Here is a 20,874-nt window from a genome sequence, read left to right on the forward strand (position 1 = left end):
CCGTTCACGTGCTCCGGGAGACACAGCCGGGGCCCGTTCGCGTGTTCCGGGTAGAACAGCCGGGGCCCGCATCGTGCAGGTGCGGGCCCCGGCTGTGCCGCGAGCACCGGCCAGGAAGGCACGCATGACCCGCTCCGAACGCCCCTTTAAGCGCGGCCCCCGCACCGCCCAGGCGAAGTCCACGTCACAGCCGAAGGCCTCCCGCGGTGGCCGTCGTCCCACCGCGCCCCCGCCGCCGAGCGAGTTCACTCCGCCGGAGACGGTGACGCCCGCGCTCCCCGCGGTGGCCTCCTTCGCCGACCTGGACATGCCCGAGGGCCTCCTGCGGATTCTGGGCGAGCAGGGTGTGACGGAGCCGTTCCCGATCCAGGCCGCGACCCTCCCGAACTCGCTCGCCGGGCGCGACGTCCTCGGCCGGGGCCGCACCGGCTCCGGCAAGACCCTCGCCTTCGGCCTCGCGCTGCTCGCCCGCACCGCCGGCCGCCGCGCCGAGCCGACCGCGCCCCTCGCGCTGGTCCTCGTGCCCACCCGTGAGCTCGCGCAGCAGGTCACCGACGCCCTCACCCCGTACGCCGGCGCCCTGCGCCTGCGGATCACCACGGTCGTCGGCGGCATGTCGATCTCCCGGCAGTCCTCCGCGCTGCGGCGCGGCGCCGAGGTGCTCATCGCCACGCCCGGCCGGCTCATGGACCTCATCGAGCGCGGCGACTGCCGTCTCGACCAGGTCGCCGTCACCGTCCTCGACGAGGCCGACCAGATGGCCGACATGGGCTTCCTGCCGCAGGTCACCAAGCTGCTCAAGCAGGTCGAGCCCGGCGGCCAGCGGCTGCTCTTCTCGGCCACGCTCGACCGGAACATCGACAAGCTCGTCAAGATGTTCCTGGACGACCCGGTCGTGCACTCGGTCGACCCCTCGGCCGGCGCGGTGACCACCATGGAGCACCACGTCCTGTACGTGATGGACGAGACCGACAAGAAGGCCGTCACGCTGAAGATCGCGGCCCGCGACGGCCGGACGATCCTCTTCCTCGACACCAAGCGGTCCGTGGACCGGCTGGTCAAGCGGCTCCTCGCCAACGGCGTGCGCGCCTCCGGCCTGCACGGCGGGCGCTCGCAGCCGCAGCGGAACCGGACCCTGGACCAGTTCAAGAACGGCCAGGTCACCACGCTCGTCGCGACGAACGTGGCGGCCCGCGGCATCCACGTCGACGACCTCGACATGGTCGTGAACGTCGACCCGCCGATGGACCACAAGGACTACCTGCACCGCGGCGGCCGGACCGCCCGGGCCGGCGAGTCCGGCAGCGTCTTCACCCTGGTCCTGCCCGAGCAGAAGCGGGACATGGGCCGGCTGATGTCGAACGCGGGCATCAGCCCCCGTACGGCGCAGATCAAGTCCAGCGACCAGCACCTGACCGATCTGACCGGCGCCAAGGAGCCCTCGGGCGTCCCGATCGTCATCGAGACGCCGCAGCCGACCCCGCCGCGCAAGGCGGCGGGAGCCGGTGGCTCGGGCTCCGGCGCCGGCCGAGGCCGTCGTCGCCGTCCCGCGGGCACCGGTGGCGGTACGGCCGCCACCGGCACGTCGATGGGTTCGGGGCGCGCCTCCGGCTCCGGTACGTCCACGGGTCGTGGATCCGGTTCCGCGGGCGGCTCCGGGCGCTCCGCTGGCGGCACGGGCCGTTCCGCGGCCGGTGCGGCGCGCGGCTCCGGCACGGGCCGGGGCTCCGGTTCCGGCGCGGGCGCCGGGCGCGGTGCCGCCGCGGGGGCCGGCCGTGGTGGGCGTCAGGCGCCGGCCACGAGCCGTTCCCGCAGCGCCAGCACGTCGCGGAACTCCAGGCCGAGGCCGACGGAGTAGTAACGGGCGAGGCTTCCGTACGAGGCCCGGACCTGGTCGAGGGCGGTGTCGAGATACTCCGGACGCACCTCCTGGAGCGGCACGATCAGGTCCGGGTTCTGCATGAACCCGCCCTGCCGGAGGCCCTCGCGCACCTGGGCGTCGTAGGCGGCGCGGATCGTGTTCGAGGCCAGGTAGTCGGCGCGGGCCGCCGCCGTCGGCACCCCCAGCAGGGTGAGCAGGAGATAGCCGGTCCAGCCGGTGCGGTCCTTGCCCGAGGTGCAGTGGAAGAGCAGCGGCCCCCGGGCGGGGTCGGCCAGGTCCCGCAGGTTCGCGGCGAAGGCGGCCCGGTTCGCGGGCTCGGTGACGAACGTCCGGTAGACGTCGCTCATGAAGGCGGCGGCCCGCCCGCCGCCGAGCATCTCCTCCTGCCGCACCGGGTCGCGGGAGCCGATCGCGGCCATGAGGCGCCCGAAGAGACCGTTGTCGGTGACGGGCCGGGCGACCGGGAGCACGCCGGACGGCAGCCGGTCGGCGCCGTCGTATCCGACCTCCAGCGGGATCCGCAGGTCCACGACCGTGCCGAGGCCGAGCCCGGCGAGCGTGGTGAGGTCGGCGGCGGTGAGCTTACCTAGGTGGTCGCCCCGGTAGGCGAGGCCGTGACGGACCCGGCCGCCGTCGTAGGTGCGGTATCCACCGAGGTCACGGACGTTGACCGCGCCCTGGAGCGGGATCTGCCGGATCGTGTTCCGGGGGGCTCGCGGTGTCGTGCGCGCCTCCGCGTTCGCCGGCAGGGCCGCGAACAGGGCGGTGGCGCCGGTGGTGGTGAGCAGCGCGCGTCGGGACAGGGGCATGGCGGACTCCCTCATGGACGTACGGGCTGACGGGCGGACGGGCCCACCAAACGTTTGTTAGATGATTGGGGAGGAAGGTAGCAGCCGCCGGGTCCGGGCGGGAGGGGCCTGCTCGTGATCGGTGACGCGCGCTCGGTGGCGAGACCGGTGACGAGCCCGGCCGGTGGCGAGCCCGGCTGGTGACGAGCCCGGCTGGTGACGAGCCCGGCTGGTGACGAGCCCGCCGGCGTGCTCGGTGAAACGTCGTGCACGACATCCCCACGACTGGTGACGAGTGGTGAACGTCCGGGGAATTGAAGGGCGTCGGCCTTCCGGGGGCCGCTCTACGCGCGTCATCATCCAGCCATGCGCATCCCCCCTCGATTCACCCTCGCCGGCGGTGTCGCCGCCGCCCTCCTCTCCTCCCTCCTCCTCGGCGCCCCCGCGACCGCCGCGCCGGCCCCCGCACCCGTCACCGTCGCGTCCTCGCTCGCGGCGACCGCGGCCGTCGGGGACATCTGCTACTCCGACCTGCCGTCCCAGGCCCACGACACCCTGCGGCTGATCGATGCGGGCGGCCCGTTCCCGTACCGCCAGGACGGCGTCGTCTTCCAGAACCGGGAAGGGGTCCTCCCGTCCCACTCGCTGGGCTACTACCACGAGTACACGGTCAAGACCCCGGGCGTCTCGACCCGCGGCGCCCGCCGCATCGTGACCGGGAACTCCGTCCAGGAGGACTACTACACGGCCGACCACTACGCCACGTTCGACCTGATCGACCACGGCTGCTGACACACCGCCGGCGCCGGGCCGGCGCGACTGCCGGCGCCCGCGGCCGTCGCGACCGCCGAGCGTGCGTCAGCCCCGGCGCGGCGCCGTCCACTCCAGGCGGGTCCTGACCCGGGCGTCCCGGACGTGTTCGAGGGCGGCGAGCGCCGTCTCGCGGGCCGCGCCGTCCGGGTCGCCGTCCGCCAAGACCGTCGCCAACGCGTCGACGGCCCGCGGATCCTGACGGATCGCCAGGCCGCGCGCCGCCTCCGCCGCCGTCTCCGGATCGTCGTCGCCGAGCCGCTCCGCGAGCCCCTCCCGTACGAGAGGGGTGTCGTCGGGCAGCTCGGCGAGGGCCAGCGTCGCCCAGTCCCGCACCCGGGCGTCGCCGTCCCGGCTCAGCGCGAGGAGCACCCCGAGGGCCTCCGTGTGCCCCGCCGGCACGATCCCGGCCAAGGCCCCCGCGACCGCCCGCCGTACCGCCGCCTCGGGATGCCCGGCCGCCGCGAGCAGCTCGGGCACGGCCTCCGCGTCCCCGCACTCCCCGAGCGCGAGCACCGTCGACAGCAGGGGCTCCCGCGCCGTGGGCGCGGCCTCCGAGGCCAGCCGCCGCAGCACCGGCTGCGCGCTCGCCGCGAAGCCCGGCAGCGCGCCGAGCACCCGCGCGCCGAGCGCCCGGCGCAGCGGATCGCGGTAGGCGCACCAGCCCGCCGCCGCCACGAAGGTCTCCTCGTCGGCCCGGCCGGCCAGTTCGGCCACCGCCGTCGTCCAGGCGTCGAGCTCCGGGTCCCCGCAGCGCAGCGCCCGCGCCGCGAGCTCCTCGTGCGGGGTGCGCAGCCCGATCGCCGCCTCCAGGAGCGTGGCGATCGCCGCGTGACCGGTCTGCCGCTCGTCGCCGCGCGTGGGCGCGCCGTCCTCCCGCAGCAGCTCGACGACGACCGTCACCCCGCCGTCCTCCCGGACCCGGCGGACGACCGCCTCGTACGTCTGCCCGCCGTCGTTCCCCGCGACGAGCCCGCGCCGCAGCTCGGCCGCGATGTCGGCGCCGATCCACCGCCGCGCCTCCCGCAGCGCGGCCTCCGGGGCCGCCGCCTCGTGGTCGAGCAGCGCCCGTACGCAGGCGGCGGAGCCGCGCCGGGCGGCGGCGACGAGCGGGAGGAACCCGTCCGGGCCCGGCCGGTCCGGGTCGGCCCCGTGCTCCAGGAGCACCCGGGCCGTGTCGGCGTGCCCGAGCCGGAGCGCCCAGGCGAGCGCCGTGAAGCCGAACTCCTCCTCCTGGTCGGCCGGCGCGCCGGCCGCGAGCAGCGCCCTGACGACCTCGGCGTGCCCGCCGCAGGCCGCCCCGCACAGTGGTAGGTCGCCGTCCTCCTCGCCGCTGCGGCGCGCCGGATCGGCTCCGGCGGCGAGCAGCACCCGGACGATCCCGGCCTCGTCGCCGACGGCCGCGCGGTACAGCGGTGTCTCCCCGTCCTCCCGGCCCTCGGGGTCCGCCCCGCTCCGCAGGGCCCGTACGGCCCCGTTCTCGTCCCCGGCTCGGATGGCGTCGAACAACGTACTCATGCGTCGACCCTGACGCGCCGTCCGCACATGGCGCAAATCCATTCCCCGTACGGAGGCAGGGGTGCGTGCCGCCGAACCCCCGTACGGGGGCAGAGATGTGCGCCGCCGCGCCCCGGACGGGCGCTCCCGTTTCGCCGTACGCGGGTCAGGGCGCGCACTCCAGGACGGAGCCGCACACTCCGCACCGCGCCCGCACGGTCCGCCCGGCCGGGACCCGCAGCCGCTGGAGGCAGACCGGGCAGGCGAAGGAGACGCCGGTCGCCGGGGCCCCGCCGTCGAAGGCGTACGGGGCGCCCGCCGCCGCCCGGCCCTGACGCCGCTCCCTGCCGTACCGCCGCCGTTCCGCCCAGCCCGCCCCGGCGAGCGGTGGCTGCCGCAGCTCCCGCTCCGCCTCGGCCCGGCCCCGTACCCATGCCTCGTACGCCACCGCGCTGGTGAACCACGGCGAGGGGTCCTCGCCGAAGAGCGCGGCCCGCTTGGCGAGGACGTAGCCGAACTCCTCCGGGGTCAGATAGCCGAGCTTCTGGCTCTCGACCCCGTCCTGGCGGTACGCGTCGAGGAGCAGCCAGCCCGCGCCCAGATAGGTGGTCACGACGTCGGTGAGGATCTCGTTCTCCGGGGTGCCGGGGAAGCCGAGTCCGAGCCGGTGCAGCAGGACATGGGTGATCTCGTGCGCCAGGGCCGCGCCGATGTCCCGGCGGCGGGTCCGGAAGCGGTCGTTGAGCTCGACGAAGTACTCGGGTCCGGCGGTGAGTTCGACGGTCGCCGCGTGCTCCATGGGGCGGAAACTCGCCACGATGCGGGCGTCGGGGAGCCGCAGGTGGTGCACGAGGGCGCGGGCCACCCGCTGGGTGCCCAGGTGGAGGTCCTCGTCGTCGCCGATGGCCATGTCGGCGGCCGGCACGCTCACCGGAAAGCGCTGCACACCGTCGGGGGAGAGGCGTCGGTGGAGCGCGGTGAGCGAGCCCCGGACCGCGGCGCGGTGCGGGAAGCCGTGGCCGACACGGTCGGCCCCCTGACGGTTCGGCATACGGGATCCCCCCTTCGTTCCACTGTACGGTCCCTCCACCGGTTCTGGCCGAAAAGGCTTTCTTGTGGCGGCAGTTGAGCGCTGTCCATAATCCGGACATGGCTTGACGGGCGCATGTCATGCCCGTCGGGCTCAACCCCCCATGGCAGAAGGAGCACGCGTGAAGAAGAACCGACTGGTCAGCGCCCTCCAGAAACTCGCGGCAGCCGGCGCCGTCGTCCTCGCCGCCGTCAGCCTCCAGCCCACCACGGCCTCCGCCGCCCCGGCCCCCGTCGTCGGCGGCGTGCGCGCCGCCCAGGGCGAGTTCCCCTGGATGGTCAGGCTCTCGATGGGCTGCGGCGGCTCGCTCATCACCCCGCAGGTCGTGCTCACCGCGGCCCACTGTGTGAGCGGCTCCGGCAACAACACGAGCATCACCGCCACCGCCGGAGTCGTGGACCTCCAGTCCAGCAGCGCCATCAAGGTCAAGTCCACCAAGGTCCTCCAGGCCCCCGGCTACAACGGCAAGGGCAAGGACTGGGCGCTGATCAAGCTCGCCAGCCCCATCACCTCGCTGCCCAACCTGAAGATCGCCGAGACCACCGCCTACAACAGCGGCACCTTCACGGTCGCCGGCTGGGGCGCCGCCCGCGAGGGCGGGGCGCAGCAGCGCTACCAGCTCAAGGCGAACGTCCCGTTCGTCTCCGACGCCTCCTGCCAGTCCTCGTACGGCACCGACCTGGTCCCGGCCGAGGAGATCTGCGCGGGGTACAGCCAGGGCGGGGTCGACACCTGCCAGGGTGACTCCGGCGGCCCGATGTTCCGCAAGGACAACGCCGGCGCCTGGATCCAGGTCGGCATCGTGAGCTGGGGCGAGGGCTGCGCCCGGGCCGGCTACCCCGGCGTCTACACGGAGGTCTCGACCTTCGCCGCCGCGATCAAGTCGGCCGCGGCCACGCTGTAACGGCGTCCTGAGAACGGGTGCCCCGGAGCGGCCTCGGCTCCGGGGCACCTTCACGCACGCTTGCTCCGCGAACTCAGCGGACGTCGATGGCGTCGATGTCGTCAACGCCGTCAACGCCGTCGATGTCGTCAGCGCCGTCGAGGACGTCGAGGACGACATCCGTCGCCGTCCCGCCCTCCAGTTCGAGCACCCAGACCTCGTTGGCGCCGTCCCGCAGCACCGGCCCCGGCACGAACAGCGACTCCTGCGGGCCGGCGTTCCAGTACCGGCCCAGGCAGAAGCCGTTCACCCAGACGAAGCCGCGCGCCCCGCCCGGCAGGGAGAGCAGCGCGTCCCCCGGCCCGGCCACCTCGACCGCCCCCCGGTACAGCCCCGAGCCCGCCGCCTCCCCGGCCACCGGCCGGAACGGCACCTTCGCCACCGCCGCCGCCTCGAAGGCGTCCAGACGCAGGCCCTGGGCCCGGAACCCGTGCAGGTACTGCCGCTCGTGCCGCACCCCGCCCGTGATCCCCTTCGGCTCCGCGAGCCGCGGCCCGTAGTTGACGCGGCCCAGCGACTCCACCCACAGGTCGACGGCGGCGGGCCCCGCCACCGGCTCCACCAGCGCCGGGTCCTCGGTGTCCCCGGTGCCGAGCACCCCCGCCAGGACCCCGTCGACGTACACCGTCGCCCGGTCCCGCAGCCCCGTCACCCCCAGTGGGTACGGCTGCCGGGGCCCCGGGACCTCCACCCGGTAGCGGACCAGACCCCGGTCCACGCCCAGCTCCTCGAACGTCGGCGGCACCGGCGCGGACCGCTCCTCGTCGCCGAGCACCTCCAGGACCTCGCCGAGCGGCGCCCACCCGCCGAGGGCGCCCCGCACCGGGGCCGCGAGCCGCGCCGGCGGCTCGGGGAGCCCGGGCAGCGGCCCCTCCGCGTACTCCGCGAGCACCTCGCGGAAGCGCCGGAACTTCTCCGTCGGCCGCCCCGCCTCGTCCACCGGCGCGTCGTAGTCGTACGAGGTCACCGTCGGCCGCAGTGCCCCGTCGTGCAGCTCGCCCGTCCGGTTCGCCCCCGCCCAGCCGCCGAAGTTGGTCCCGCCGTGCGCCATGTACACATTGACCGACGCCCCGCACTCCAGGATCTCCCGCAGCGCCGCCGCCGCGTCCGCCGCGTCCCGCGCCGCGTGCTCCGTGCCCCAGTGGTCGAACCAGCCGCACCAGAACTCCATGCACATCAGCGGCCCCGAGGGCTGATGGCGCCGCAGCGTCGCGAAGCCCTCCCGCGCCCCCGAACCGAAGTTCGCCGTCGCCAGCACCCCCGGCACCGAACCACCCGTCAGCATGTGGTCCTCGGGCCCGTCCGAGGTGAAGAGCGGCACGCTCACCCCGCACGCGCGCAGCAGCTCCGCCACCCACTCCAGATAGCCCCGGTCGCTGCCGTAACTCCCGTACTCGTTCTCCACCTGCACCAGGACCACCGGGCCGCCCCGGTCGACCTGCCGCTCCACCACCTGCGGAAGCAGTCGCCGGAACCAGGCCTCCACCGCCGCCAGGAACTCCGGATCGAGCGTCCGCACGCGCCGCCCGAGCGGCCCCGTCAGCCAGTGCGGAAGCCCGCCGTTCTCCCACTCGGCGCAGATGTACGGCCCCGGGCGCACGATCGCCCGCATCCCGGCCCGCTCCACCGCGTCCAGGAACCGGCCGAGCGCCTCCACGTCCCCGTACCGGCCGGGCTCCGGCGCGTACAGGTTCCAGGGGACGTACGTCTCGACACAGTTCAGGCCCATCGCGCGCAGCATCCCGAGCCGGTGCTCCCACTGCTCCTCGTGCACCCGGAAGTAGTGCAGCGCCCCCGAGAGGAGGCGCACCGGCCGCCCGTCGAGCAGAAAGTCCTCGTCACCCACAGCGAACGTGCTCATGGCCTCACTTTTGCCCTCTGGCGGCGAGCCGGTCCATGGACAAAGATCGTCGAAGTTTGGACGTTACGGAGGGGCCCGCCGCATGTACCACACCTGGATGCGTTACTTCACGCCCAGCCCCGTCCACCACCGCCTCGGCCTGGTCTGCCTCGGCGTCGGTCTCCAGCACGGCACCCTGCCCACCGTCGGACCCCGCACCCTCGACCACCACGTCGCCGTCGTCGTCTCCGCGGGCAGCGGCTGGTACCGGGGCGCCGACGGGCGCCGCACCACCGTCACCGCCCCCGCCCTCATCTGGCTCACCCCCGGCACCCCCCACCACTACGCCGCCGACCCCGGCACCGGCTGGGACGAGGCCTTCGTCGACTTCTCGGGACCGGCCACCGCCACGTACACCGAGCTCGGCTACATCGAGCCCGACCGGCCGGTGGTCCCCCTCTCCGACGCCGCGCCCGCCCGCGCCGCCATCAGCCGCATCGCCCGCGCCGCCCGCCCCGGCAACCCCCTCCTGGAGGTCGAGACCGGCGCCGCCGTCCACGAACTCCTCGTCGCCCTGCGCCGCGCCCGCGCCGACACCAACGCCGACGGCGACCCCGTCCTCGCCGCCCTCGCCCGCGACGCCTTCCAGCCGCTGTCCGTCGCCGAACACGCCGCCCGGCACGGCATGACCGCCGCCGACCTGCGCACCGCCGTCCGCCGCGCCGCCGGCTGCAGCCCCAAGGACTACCTGCTCACCGTCCGCCTCGGCCGCGCGAAGGAACTCCTCGCCGCCACCGAGCTCCCCGTCGCGGCCGTCGCCCGCCGCGTCGGCTACGACGACCCCGCCTACTTCTCCCGGCTGTTCACCCGCCGGGTCGGCACCGCCCCCATCCGCTTCCGCGAGCAGCAGGGGCGGTCCGTCCCCGGAGGCTGGAGCAACCGCGTACCGGATCCCGAACACCCGCCCACGATCCGGCCGAGATCCGTCTAAGCTCGCAGATCATGAGTGACTCCACCCTGCCCCGCCCGGTCGACGACTCCGTACGGGCCGAACTGACCCGGCTCCGCGAGAGCATCGACAACATCGACGCCGCGGTCGTGTACATGCTGGCCGAGCGCTTCAAGTGCACCCAGCAGGTCGGCGTCCTCAAGGCCGAGCACAAGCTGCCGCCCGCCGACCCCGCCCGCGAGTCCCGCCAGATCGCCCGGCTGCGCGAACTGGCCGAGAGCGCGAGACTGGACCCGGCCTTCGCGGAGAAGCTCCTGAACTTCATCATCGCGGAGGTCATCCGCCACCACGAGACGATTGCGGACGGAGCACGCTGATGGCCCGCGTCACGGTCTTCACCCTCGGCGGGACGATCTCCGCGCGAGGCGGTGACGCGGCCCGCATGACCGGCCAGGAGGTCCTGGCCGGCCTCGGCGCGCCCGAGGACGTCGTCCTCCGCGACTTCCGGCGCGTCCCCAGCTCCTCCCTCACCCACGAGGACCTCGCCGCGCTCGCCGCCGAGGTCCGCGCCACCGTCGCCGACGGCTCCGGCGTGGTCGTCGTCCAGGGCACCGACACCCTGGAGGAGACCGCCTTCCTCCTCGACCTGCTCTGCACCACCGAGCAGCCGATCGCCGTCACCGGCGCCATGCGCCGCCCCGACCTGCCCGGCGCCGACGGCCCCGCCAACCTCGCCGCCGCGCTCGCCGTCGCCGCCGACCCCGCCTGCCGGAACCTCGGCGTCCTCGTCGTCCTCGCCGACGAGATCCACGCCGCCCGCCTCGCCCGCAAGACCCACACGACCTCGGTCACCACCTTCGGCTCGCCCGGCGCGGGCCCGATCGGCACCGTCGTCGAGGGCGAGCCGCGGATCCTGCTCCGCCCCGCCGTCCGCACCGCCCTCTGCCCCCTGAAGTTCGACCCCGACGCCAGGGTCGCCCTCCTCACCCTGTCCCAGGGCGACCGGGGCGAACTCCTCGAAGCCGTCGACCACCGCTTCCAGGGCCTCGTCGTCGCCGCCTTCGGAGCCGGCCACGTCCCCACCTGGTTCGTCGACCCGCTCGCCGAGCTCGCCCGCCGCATCCCCGTCGTCCTCGCCTCCCGTACGGGCGGCGGAGCGACCCTCTCGCACACCTACCGCGGCCCCGGCTCCGAGTACGACCTGCTGCAGCACGGGCTGATCCCGGCCGGCCCCCTCGACCCCGCCAAGGCCCGGATCCTCCTCCACACCCTGATCTCCAGCGGCGCGGCCGGCCCCACCGGCTACGACCGCCCCCGCATCACGGCCGCCTTCGCCCACCTGAACGGCTCCGGACTGGCCTGAGCGCGGTTCTTCCCACCACCCCTGCCGCAGGCCGGAGGCATCGGGCAGCATAGGGCCCATGTCCGTACTGACGCGCGACGAAGCGCAGACCCGTGCCCAGCTCCTCGACGTCCACCACTACCTCGTGGACCTCGACCTCACCACCGGCGCCGAGACCTTCGAGTCCACCAGCACCGTCCGGTTCACCGCCCGCACAGCCGGGGACACCTTCGTCGAGCTCAAGCCCGAGACCCTCCACTCCGCCACCCTCGACGGAGAGGCCCTCGACCCCGCCGCCCTCACCGGCAACCGGCTCCCGCTCCGCCTCACCGAGGGCGAGCACGAGCTGAGCGTCACCACGACCATGCGGTACTCCCGCACGGGCGAGGGCATGCACCGCTTCACGGACCCCACCGACGGCGAGTCGTACGTCTACACGCAGCTCTTCATGGAGGACGTCCAGCGCGTCTTCGCCGCCTTCGACCAGCCCGACCTGAAGGCCGTCTTCGAGCTGACCGTCACCGCCCCCGAGGGCTGGACCGTCCTCGCCAACGGCATCACCGAGCAGCAGGCCGACGGCAGCTGGAAGGCCGCCGCCACCCCGCTGCTCTCCACCTACTTCGTCTGCGTCGCCGCCGGCCCCTGGCACTCGATCCGCACCGAGCACGCCGGGCTCCCCTTCGGCATCCACTGCCGCCGCTCCCTCGCCCCCCACCTCGACGCCGACGCCGACGAGATCCTCGCCGTCACCAAGGCCTGCTACGACCGGTACCACCAGAAGTTCGACGAGCCGTACCCCTTCGACTCGTACGACCAGGCCTTCGTCCCCGAGTTCAACGCGGGCGCGATGGAGAACCCCGGACTCGTCACCTTCCGCGACGAGTTCGTCTTCCGCTCCGCCGTCACCGTCACCGAGCGGCAGACCCGCGCCATGGTCATCGCCCACGAGATGGCCCACATGTGGTTCGGCGACCTCGTCACCCTGCGCTGGTGGGACGACATCTGGCTGAACGAGTCCTTCGCCGAGTACATGGGCTTCCAGACCGTCAACGAAGCCTGCGCCGACCTCTTCCCCGACACCTGGGTCGACTTCGGCGTCACCAGGAAGGCCTGGGGGTACGAGGCCGACCAGCGGCCCTCCACCCACCCCGTCGCCCCGGACCCGGAGGCCGTCCCCGACACCGCCTCCGCGCTCCTCAACTTCGACGGCATCTCCTACGCCAAGGGCGCCTCCGCGCTCCGCCAGCTCGTCGCCTGGCTCGGCGAGAAGGACTTCCTCGCCGGCATCAACATCCACTTCAAGCGCCACAAGTTCGGCAACGCGACCCTCGCCGACTTCATCGACAACCTCGCCGCCGCCACCGACCGCGACGTCCACGGCTGGGCCGAGCAGTGGCTGCGCACCACGGGCGTCGACACGCTCACCCCGCGCCTCGACGGCGAGGCCGCCCGTTGGCGGCTCACCGTCGACCGCGAGGGCAGCCGCCCGCACCGCGTCGACGTCGGCGTGTACGACCGGGACGCCCTGGACGCCCTGGTCCTGCGGGAGCGGCGCGAGATCGACGTCCCGCAGGAGGCACCGCTCGACCTGACCGGTCCGCGCCCGGCGCTCGTCGTCCTCAACGAAGGGGACCTCACCTACGCCAAGGTCCGCTTCGACGAGGCCTCCGGGGCGACGGTCCTGCGGTCGCTCTCCGCCATCCCGGACCCGGTCACCCGCGCCGTCGTCTGGAACAGCCTGCGCGACATGGTCCGTGACGGCGAGCTGGCCCCGGCCGCCTACCTGGAGGCCGCCCGCACGCACCTTCCGCAGGAGACCGAACTCTCCCTCGTCCAGGGCGTCCTGGGCTTCGCCCGCACCCAGATCGCCGACCGGTACGTCACCGAGGACGAGCGCCCCGCCGCCCTCGCCGCGATCGTCGAGATCGCCCGCGCGCTGCTGCGCCGCACCGAGGACGGCGAGGCCCCGGGCCTGCGCCTCACGGCCGTGCGCACCTTCGTCGACAGCGCCGGCACCCCCGAGAAGATCGCCTCCTGGCTGGAGGAGGGCACCGTCCACGGCGGCCCCGAGCTCGACCCCGAGCTGCGCTGGCGGATCCTCGCCCGCCTCGCCGTCCTCGGCGCCACCGACGAGACGGTGATCGCCGCCGAGCTGGAGCGCGACCCGAGCGCCACCGGCCGGGAGGGCGCCGCCCTCTGCCGGGCCGCCCTCCCGGACCCGGCGGCGAAGGCGGCCGCCTGGTCGGCCCTCTTCGACACGGACGACCTGTCCAACTACCTCTTCACCGCCACCGCCCGCGGCTTCTGGCAGCCCGAACAGGCCGAGCTCGTACGGGACTACGTGCCCCGCTTCTACGCCGCCGCCGCCGCGCTCGGCGACCGGCGCGGCGCGGCGATGGCCGAGGCGGCGGGCCGCTACGCCTTCCCGTCGTACGCGATCGACGCCGACTCCCTGGCGTTGGGCGAGACCCACCTGGCCACCGACACGATGATCCCGGCCCTCCGCCGCAAGCTCGTCGACCAGCTCGACGACCTCCGCCGCGCCCTGGCGGTCCGCGAGGCCTGACGGCAGGGGCGGCGCGGGTCGGCGACGACGACCCGCGCCGCCCGTCCAGTCCCGTGTCCCCCGTTCGGGTCACAAGGGACGACTCCCCGGACAAACCCCGACAACCCCCGGCACCCTGTCGTCCATGCGTGCCGCACCCCCACCCCTCGCCGGAGGAACCCCCGGCGCCGAGGCCCTCCGCCCCCTCCTGGACACCGTCCTCGACGCGCTCCGCGCCGGTGCGGAGGAGCGGGGCGGCCCCCTCCCGGCCGGCGGGCCCCAGGCCGTCACGGCCAGGGCGCGAGCCCTCGGAGCCGTACTCCCCGAGACCGGCACCGGCGCCCACGAGGCCCTCCGCGCCCTCGTCACCGCGCTCGCCGCCGGCGCCGCCGACCCCGCGCACCCCCTGTGCGCCGCCCACCTCCACACCCCGCCCCTCGCGCTCGCCGCCGCCGCCGACCTCGCGGCCTCCGCGCTCAACCCGTCCATGGACTCCTGGGACCAGGCGCCCGCCGCCTCCGCCCTGGAGGTCGAGGTCACGGCGGCCCTCGCTGCCGAGGTCTTCCCCGCGGCGGGAGCCCCCGACGCCCTCGTCACCACCGGCGGCACCGAGTCCAACCAGCTCGCCCTGCTCCTCGCGAGGGAGCGCCGCGGTTCCGTACGGACCGTCGTCGGCGCCAACGCCCACCACTCCTTCCACCGCGCCGCCTGGCTCCTCGGCCTCCCCGCCCCGGTCACCGTCCCCACCCCGCACGGCATCCTCGAACCGGCCGCCCTGGCCCAGGCCCTGACCACGACGAACGGCCCCGTCCTCGTCGTCGCCACCGCCGGCACCACCGACGAGGGCCTGATCGACCCCCTGCCGGAGCTCGCCGACGTCGCCGCCGCCCACGGCGCCGAACTCCACGTCGACGCCGCCTACGGAGGCCCCGTCCTCCTCAGCCCCACCCACCGCCGGCTCCTGGACGGCCTCGACCGGGCCCGTACCGTCACCGTCGACCTGCACAAACTCGGCTGGCAGCCCGCCGCCGCCGGGCTCCTCGCCGTACGCGACGCCGCCGACCTCGCCGTCCTCGGCCACACCGCCGACTACCTCAACGCCGACGACGACACCGAGGCCGGCCTCCCCGACCTCCTCGGCCGCTCCCTGCGCACCACCCGCCGCCCCGACGTCCTCAAGACGGCCGTCACCCTCCGCGCCCTCGGCCGCTCCGGCCTCGCCGCCCTCGTCGACGCCTGCATGGAGCTCGCCCAGGACCTCGCCGACCTCGTGGAGAAGACCCCCGGCCTCGACCTGCGCGCCCGGCCCACCCTCACCACCGTCCTCTTCCGGCCCGCCGGGGCCGGCGACGAGACCGTCGCCGCGATCCGCCGCACCCTCCTCGCCGAGGGCCGCGCGGTCCTCGGCCGCGCCGAGGCTGACGGCCGCCTCTGGCTCAAGGCCACCCTGCTCAACCCCCACGCCACCCCCGGCGACCTGGCCCAGCTCATCACCCTCGTGGAAGGCAGCACGCACCGATGACCGGCAGCACCCCCAAGGACGACGACCTCGACCGGCCCCACGACCTGGTGGGTGTCGGCATCGGCCCGTTCAACCTCTCGCTCGCCGCCCTCGCGCACGGCATCCCCGGCGGCCTCGCCGCCACCTTCTACGAGCAGCGGCCCGCCTTCCACTGGCACCCCGGCCTCCTCATCGAGGGCGCCACCCTCCAGGTCCCCTTCCTCGCCGACCTGGTGACCCTCGCGGACCCCGCGAGCCCCTGGACCTTCCTCAACTACCTGAAGAGCCGCGAGCGCCTCTTCCCCTTCTACTTCGCCGAGAAGTTCCACATCCAGCGCGCCGAGTACGACGCGTACTGCCGCTGGGTCAGCGAGCGGCTCCCCGGCCTCCACTTCGGCCACCAGGTCGACTCGGTCCGCTGGAACCCCGAGCGCCGCCTCTTCGAGGTCGACTTCACCCAGATCGACCCGGACGGCGAGGCCGAGGCCCTCGGCCGCGCCTACACCCGGAACGTCGTCCTCGGCGTCGGCACCGAGCCGTACGTCCCCGAGCCGCTCCGGCCGCTCGCCGAGGCCCCCGGCGTCCCCGTGATCCACTCCGCCGACTACCTCGCCCACCGCGAGACGCTCCTCGCCGCCGGCCACGTCACCGTCATCGGCTCCGGCCAGTCCGGCGCCGAGATCTTCCTCGACCTCCTCCGGGCCCGCCCCGCAGGAGCCGAGAGGATCCACTGGCTGGCCCGTACCGAGGCCTTCGCCCCCATGGAGTACTCCAAGCTCGGCCTGGAACACTTCACCCCCGACTACACCCGCTACTTCCACTCCCTGCCCGAGACCGCACGCGGCGAACTCGTGCCCCGCCAGTGGCAGCTGCACAAGGGCATCGACGCCGACACCATCGCCGCCATCCACGACGAGCTCTACCGCCGCACCCTGCACGGCGGCTGGCCCGACGCCGTCCTCACCCCCGGCGTCCGGGTCCGCACCGCCGGCCGCGTCGCCACCACCCAGGTCGAACTGCACCTGGAACACCTCCAGCAGGGCACCCGCTCCCGGCTCACCACCGACGCCGTCGTCCTCGCGACCGGCTACCGAGAGCGCCCCGTCGACCGGATGCTCGCCGGACTCGACCCGTACCTGCGTCACGACGCGGCCGGCCGCGCCCGGATCGACGAGCGGTACCGGCTGGTCCTCGACCCCTCCGTCACCGGCTCCGTCTACGTCCAGAACGCCGAGAAGCACACCCACGGCGTCGGCGCCCCCGACCTCGGCCTCGCCGCCTGGCGCAGCGCGACCATCCTCAACACGGTCACCGGCAAGGACCCCTACCCGCTGCCGCGCCGCACCGCCTTCACCAGCTTCGGCCTGGAGACGCGAGAGGCGCCGAGCATCCCGGCCCAGGACCGGAAGCTGACGCCTCTCGTACAACACTGACGCGGGGAAGACCGCGGTACTAGAAGACCGGCACGCCGTCCCGGGTCAGCTTCCAGTCCACCGAAGCGAACAGACCCGGGTCGACCGTCCCCTTCGCCTTCACCCACTGGATGATGGTGTTGCGGATCTCGTCCGAGTTCGCCCACAGCTGCTGGGCGTTCGCGACGTGCGGGAACGCGCCGCCGCCGCTCGCCCGGTAGTTGTTGACCGCCAGGACGAACTGCGCCGCCGGGTCGAGCGGCTTGCCCTCGAAGGACAGGTTCACGATCCGCGAGCCGGCCGCCTTGGCGATGTCGATCTCGTACGTCAGACCCGACACGGCGTCGTAGTTGTAGTCCGGCGTCCCGCCCGCGTTGGTCAGCAGCGCGGTGTCCACCGGCGCCCCCGCCGCCGTCTGGACGTAGTACTTCGCCGAGTACTCCAGGTACTCCTTCAGCTGGGCGCCCGTCATCAGTCGGGCCTCCAGGGTGTTCTCGAAGGGGTACAGGCCGGCGGCGTCCTTGATGCTGATCTGACCGGCCGGGATCCGGGCCGTACGGGAGAAGCAGGAGGCCTGGGAGAGGACCGGGAGGGCCGCGTGCGCGCCGCCCGCGAGGGCCGCCTTCACCGTCTCGGCCTGGACCACGTTGATCAGGTCGATGATCGGCTCGTCCTTCCACGGCGCGTCGGCCGTGGTCATGGCCGCCGTGGAGGTGCCGATGACCTGGTTGACGTACGCGACGACCTTCTCGTGCTCGTCCGCGAGCAGCCCGGTGATCTGCGGGTCCTCCGCCACCGTGTTGGAGTTGAGGACCTGCGCGCCGACCTTCTCGACGACCCAGCGGCCCTTCTCCCACACCAGGTCGAAGTCGAAGAGGGTGAGGCGCTGGCCCCACTTGAGCGGCTCGGACAGGACGACGTCCTTGCCGGTCTCCTTGTTCTTCACCCGGTACTCGGGGATCTCGGTGTGCGCGTGGCCGACGAGGATCGCGTCGATGCCCGGCACCTGCTCGGCGACGAGCCCGGCCGCGTTCTCGATGTGGGGGAGCTGGTCACCGTACGAGGAGGTGCCGCTGGAGCCGGAGTGCGCCGAGACGACGACGACGTCCGCGCCCATCGAGCGCAGCTTCGGCACCCACTTCGCGGCCTGCTCCTCCAGGCCGGGGAAGACCATCTTGCCCTGGACGTTCGCCTTGTCCCAGATGGCGATGCCCGGGTTGGTCAGGCCGAGTATCGCGACCTTGACGTCCTTGCCGTGCGGGGTGCGCATCCGGTGCATGCTGTACGGCGCGAAGGCCGGGCGCAGGGTCTTCGCGTCGAGGGCGTTGGCGCCGAGGAGCGGGAAGTCGCACTGCTCCTCGAACTTCCGGAGCACCGGGATGCCGTAGTTGAACTCGTGGTTGCCGAGGGCGGCGGCGTCGTAGCCGATGGCGTTCATCGCCTGGGCCATCGGGTGGACGGGGCCGCGGCGGGCGGTGATCGGGTCGACCTTGGCGTAGTAGTAGGACAGCTGGGTGCCCTGGATGGTGTCGCCCGCGTCGATGAGGAGGGTGTTGCGGCGGCCCTTCGCCGCGCGGACCTGGTCGACGAGGGTGGAGATCTTGGCAAGGCCGATGTCGTTGTGCGCCTTGTCGTCGAACTCCTTGTCCGTGAAGTAGTCCCAGTTGAAGACGTTGCCGTGCAGGTCGGTCGTCCCCATCACCGTGAACGAGTACCGCCTGGCCGGCTTGGGGCGGCGGTCGTGGGCCTCGGCGGGAGCGGCGATCCCCGTGGCGAGGGCGGCTCCGGCCCCGACGGCCACGGAGCTCTCCAGGAACGTCCGGCGGTTCAACGGCATGTGCTTCTCCTTGGTTCAGTGGCGTTGGTTCAGGCGCGCGGTCAGGCACGCACAACGCGCGTAGATTCTGGCTCAGGCGGCACGTCGGCAACAGCCCTTTCGGGTTACGGAGTGGGAAAGTGTTCGGTGGACGATCGTTACCGAACATGGAGGAGTCAGGACGTGACGCAGGAACACGCGACCCCGGGAGCCCCGCAGGTGACGGTGCGTGGCGAGGGCCGGCTGGAGGTCGATCCCGAGTTCGCCCGGATCTGGGTGACGGTCTCCGCGCGGGGTACGGACCGGTCGGCGACGCTCGCGGAGCTGACCCGGCGGAACGCGCAGGTGCTCGACCTCGTCAAGGCGCAGGGGGAGACGGTCGAGAAGCTGGAGACGGGCCGGTTCTCGATCTCGCCGGAGCTCGGCAGGCGCGGTCGCGGCGAGCGGGTGCACGCCTTCGTGGGCCGGGTGCGGATGACGGCCGAGCTGACCGACTTCACGGTCCTGGGGGAGCTGGTGACCCGCCTCGCCGATCTGGACATGACGGGCGTCGACGGTCCGTGGTGGGAGCTGCGGCCGGACTCCCCGGCGTACGCGGAGGCGCGGCGGCTCGCGGTGACGGAGGCCGTGCAGCGGGCGCGGGCGTACGCGGAGGCGCTCGGCACCTCGCTCGCCTCACTCCTCGAACTCTCGGACGCCGGTCTCGCGGGGCCGGGGATGTCGCAACTGCCGCCGGTCTTCGCCGCGGCGCCGGCGGGCTTCGCGACGGAGCGGGCCGGCGAGGCGCCTCCGCTGGACCTCGAACCGCAGCGGCAGACGGTCACGGCGGAGGTCGTCGCGCGCTTCACGATGGTGCCGCCCGCACTCTGAGACAGGGGGCGCGGGGGCGCGAAAATCGCTCATCGGAGCACCCCGGTGCACAGATTCAATACTTGTCAACAACCTTTCACGGAAAGGTTGTTGAGTAGTCATGCCCAGCCAATTTCCTACTGATGGGTAAGGCCTAGGCTCGCCTCATGCGCCGAGCGAAAATCGTTTGTACCCTTGGGCCCGCCACCGAAACATACGACCAGATCAAGGCGTTGATCGAGGCCGGAATGGACGTGGCCCGCTTCAACCTCAGTCACGGCTCGTACGTCGAGCACGAGGAGCGCTACCAGCGCGTACGCAAAGCCTCCGACGAGACCGGCCGCAGCGTCGGTGTCCTCGCCGACCTTCAAGGTCCGAAGATCCGTCTCGGCCGCTTCCGCGAAGGTCCCGTACTCCTTGAACGCGGCGACGAGTTCACCATCACCGTCGAGCCGATGGAGGGCGACCGCCACTGCTGCGGGACGACCTACTCCGGTCTCGCCGCGGACGTGACCGCCGGCGAGCGCATCCTCGTCGACGACGGCCGCGTCACCCTGGAGGTCACCTCCGTCGAAGGCCCCCGGGTGAACACCCTGGTCATCGAGGGCGGCATGGTCTCCGACCACAAGGGCCTCAACCTGCCCGGCGTCGCAGTCTCCGTACCCGCCCTGTCCGAGAAGGACATCGAGGACCTCCGCTGGGCCCTGCGCATCGGCGCCGACGTCATCGCGCTCTCCTTCGTCCGCAGCGCCCAGGACATCGTGGACGTCCACCGGATCATGGACGAGGAGGGCCGCCGGCTGCCCGTCATCGCCAAGATCGAGAAGCCGCAGGCCGTCGAGAACATCGAGGAGATCGTCGCCGCCTTCGACGGCATCATGGTCGCCCGCGGCGACCTGGGCGTCGAGATGCCCCTGGAGCAGGTGCCGATCGTCCAGAAGCGGGCGGTCAAGCTGGCCAAGCGGAACGCCAAGCCGGTCATCGTCGCCACCCAGATGCTCGACTCGATGATCGACAACTCCCGCCCCACGCGCGCCGAGGCGAGCGACGTGGCGAACGCGGTCATCGACGGCACCGACGCCGTCATGCTCTCCGGCGAGACCAGCGTCGGCCGCTACCCGATCGAGACGGTCCGCACCATGAGCCGGATCGTCGAGGCCGCGGAGGAGGACGTCCTCGCCAAGGGGCTGCCCCCGCTGACCGAGCGCAACAAGCCCCGCACCCAGGGCGGCGCCGTGGCCCGGGCCGCCGCGGAGATGGGTGACTTCCTCGGGGCCAAGTTCCTCGTCGCGTTCACCCAGTCCGGCGACACGGTCAAGCGGCTCTCCCGCTACCGCTCGCCGATCCCGCTGCTCGCCTTCACGCCGGACCCGGCGACGCGCTCGCAGCTCAACCTCACCTGGGGCGTCGAGACCTTCCTCGGCCCGCACGTCGACTCGACGGACGCGATGGTGGCCCAGGTCGACGAGGAGCTGCTGCGGATCGGGCGCTGCAAGAAGGGCGACACCGTGGTCATCACGGCCGGTTCCCCGCCGGGTGTCGCCGGCTCGACGAACCTGGTCCGGGTGCACCACATCGGCGAGCCCCTGACGTGAACCGTCCGTAGGCCG

Annotated in this window: 16 protein-coding genes; 11 read left to right on the forward strand and 5 right to left on the reverse strand. The window is 73.4% G+C overall.

From position 1 onward, the window contains the following. The first annotated feature begins 124 nt into the window (after positions 1 to 124). Positions 125 to 1,858 (forward strand): DEAD/DEAH box helicase, encoded by a 1,734-nt coding sequence (locus ACZ6K0_RS30610; protein ID WP_376395214.1) that lies wholly within the window; start codon positions 125 to 127, stop codon positions 1,856 to 1,858. Here the strand turns inward: ACZ6K0_RS30610 and ACZ6K0_RS30615 are convergent. Beyond that, a complete protein-coding gene (locus tag ACZ6K0_RS30615; RefSeq protein WP_469228245.1) occupies positions 1,786 to 2,691 on the reverse strand; it encodes a tyrosine-protein phosphatase in 906 nt (301 codons plus the stop codon). The genes ACZ6K0_RS30610 and ACZ6K0_RS30615 overlap by 73 nt on opposite strands. A 345-nt stretch (positions 2,692 to 3,036) precedes the next feature. On the opposite strand from ACZ6K0_RS30615, the gene ACZ6K0_RS30620 reads away from it, so the two are divergent. Next, positions 3,037 to 3,462 carry a guanyl-specific ribonuclease gene (locus ACZ6K0_RS30620; RefSeq protein ID WP_376395208.1) on the forward strand — a complete coding sequence of 142 codons (426 nt, stop codon included), beginning with the start codon at positions 3,037 to 3,039 and terminating at the stop codon, positions 3,460 to 3,462. 66 nt (positions 3,463 to 3,528) lie between these two features. Here ACZ6K0_RS30620 and ACZ6K0_RS30625 read toward each other — a convergent pair whose 3' ends face one another. After that, a complete protein-coding gene (locus tag ACZ6K0_RS30625; protein ID WP_376395205.1) occupies positions 3,529 to 4,998 on the reverse strand; it encodes an ankyrin repeat domain-containing protein in 1,470 nt (489 codons plus the stop codon). Positions 4,999 to 5,143: 145 nt separating this feature from the next. Continuing rightward, positions 5,144 to 6,028: a hypothetical protein gene (locus tag ACZ6K0_RS30630; protein ID WP_469228243.1), complete on the reverse strand. Its 885-nt coding sequence runs from the start codon at positions 6,026 to 6,028 to the stop codon at positions 5,144 to 5,146. Positions 6,029 to 6,170: 142 nt separating this feature from the next. Here ACZ6K0_RS30630 and ACZ6K0_RS30635 point away from each other — a divergent pair, with 142 nt between their 5' ends. Continuing rightward, on the forward strand, positions 6,171 to 6,971 hold the full coding sequence (locus ACZ6K0_RS30635; RefSeq protein WP_376395199.1) for a S1 family peptidase: 801 nt from the start codon (positions 6,171 to 6,173) through the stop codon (positions 6,969 to 6,971). Between the two features lie 73 nt (positions 6,972 to 7,044). Here the strand turns inward: ACZ6K0_RS30635 and ACZ6K0_RS30640 are convergent, their stop codons facing one another. Then, positions 7,045 to 8,871 (reverse strand): beta-galactosidase, encoded by a 1,827-nt coding sequence (locus ACZ6K0_RS30640; protein ID WP_469228240.1) that lies wholly within the window; start codon positions 8,869 to 8,871, stop codon positions 7,045 to 7,047. 82 nt (positions 8,872 to 8,953) lie between these two features. On the opposite strand from ACZ6K0_RS30640, the gene ACZ6K0_RS30645 reads away from it, so the two are divergent. The 6 genes from ACZ6K0_RS30645 (at position 8,954) to ACZ6K0_RS30670 (ending at position 16,620) form a co-directional block, all read left to right on the forward strand. Then, positions 8,954 to 9,841 (forward strand): helix-turn-helix domain-containing protein, encoded by an 888-nt coding sequence (locus ACZ6K0_RS30645; protein WP_376395193.1) that lies wholly within the window; start codon positions 8,954 to 8,956, stop codon positions 9,839 to 9,841. 11 nt (positions 9,842 to 9,852) lie between these two features. Next, complete coding sequence (locus ACZ6K0_RS30650; protein WP_056645811.1) at positions 9,853 to 10,176, forward strand: chorismate mutase; 324 nt, start codon at positions 9,853 to 9,855, stop codon at positions 10,174 to 10,176. Beyond that, entirely contained in the window at positions 10,176 to 11,162 is a 987-nt protein-coding gene (locus ACZ6K0_RS30655) for an asparaginase (RefSeq protein WP_469228238.1), read from the forward strand. Before ACZ6K0_RS30650 ends, ACZ6K0_RS30655 begins: the two co-directional genes overlap by 1 nt. Positions 11,163 to 11,220: 58 nt before the next feature. Next, on the forward strand, positions 11,221 to 13,707 hold the full coding sequence (gene pepN / locus ACZ6K0_RS30660) for an aminopeptidase N (protein ID WP_469228236.1): 2,487 nt from the start codon (positions 11,221 to 11,223) through the stop codon (positions 13,705 to 13,707). A gap of 124 nt (positions 13,708 to 13,831) precedes the next feature. Beyond that, the gene (locus ACZ6K0_RS30665; protein ID WP_469228234.1) at positions 13,832 to 15,208 is read left to right on the forward strand and encodes a pyridoxal phosphate-dependent decarboxylase family protein; all 1,377 of its coding nucleotides are present in this window, start codon (positions 13,832 to 13,834) and stop codon (positions 15,206 to 15,208) included. After that, on the forward strand, positions 15,205 to 16,620 hold the full coding sequence (locus ACZ6K0_RS30670) for a lysine N(6)-hydroxylase/L-ornithine N(5)-oxygenase family protein (RefSeq protein WP_376395181.1): 1,416 nt from the start codon (positions 15,205 to 15,207) through the stop codon (positions 16,618 to 16,620). Before ACZ6K0_RS30665 ends, ACZ6K0_RS30670 begins: the two co-directional genes overlap by 4 nt. A 19-nt stretch (positions 16,621 to 16,639) precedes the next feature. Here the strand turns inward: ACZ6K0_RS30670 and ACZ6K0_RS30675 are convergent, their stop codons facing one another. After that, positions 16,640 to 18,436 carry a bifunctional metallophosphatase/5'-nucleotidase gene (locus tag ACZ6K0_RS30675; protein ID WP_376395178.1) on the reverse strand — a complete coding sequence of 599 codons (1,797 nt, stop codon included), beginning with the start codon at positions 18,434 to 18,436 and terminating at the stop codon, positions 16,640 to 16,642. A 162-nt stretch (positions 18,437 to 18,598) separates the two neighbouring features. On the opposite strand from ACZ6K0_RS30675, the gene ACZ6K0_RS30680 reads away from it, so the two are divergent. After that, positions 18,599 to 19,285 carry an SIMPL domain-containing protein gene (locus ACZ6K0_RS30680; protein WP_376395175.1) on the forward strand — a complete coding sequence of 229 codons (687 nt, stop codon included), beginning with the start codon at positions 18,599 to 18,601 and terminating at the stop codon, positions 19,283 to 19,285. 146 nt (positions 19,286 to 19,431) lie between these two features. Beyond that, the gene (gene pyk / locus ACZ6K0_RS30685) at positions 19,432 to 20,859 is read left to right on the forward strand and encodes a pyruvate kinase (RefSeq protein WP_376395172.1); all 1,428 of its coding nucleotides are present in this window, start codon (positions 19,432 to 19,434) and stop codon (positions 20,857 to 20,859) included. Positions 20,860 to 20,874 lie beyond the last annotated feature (15 nt).

It is taken from the genome of Streptomyces sp. NPDC042346, from assembly GCF_055581845.1.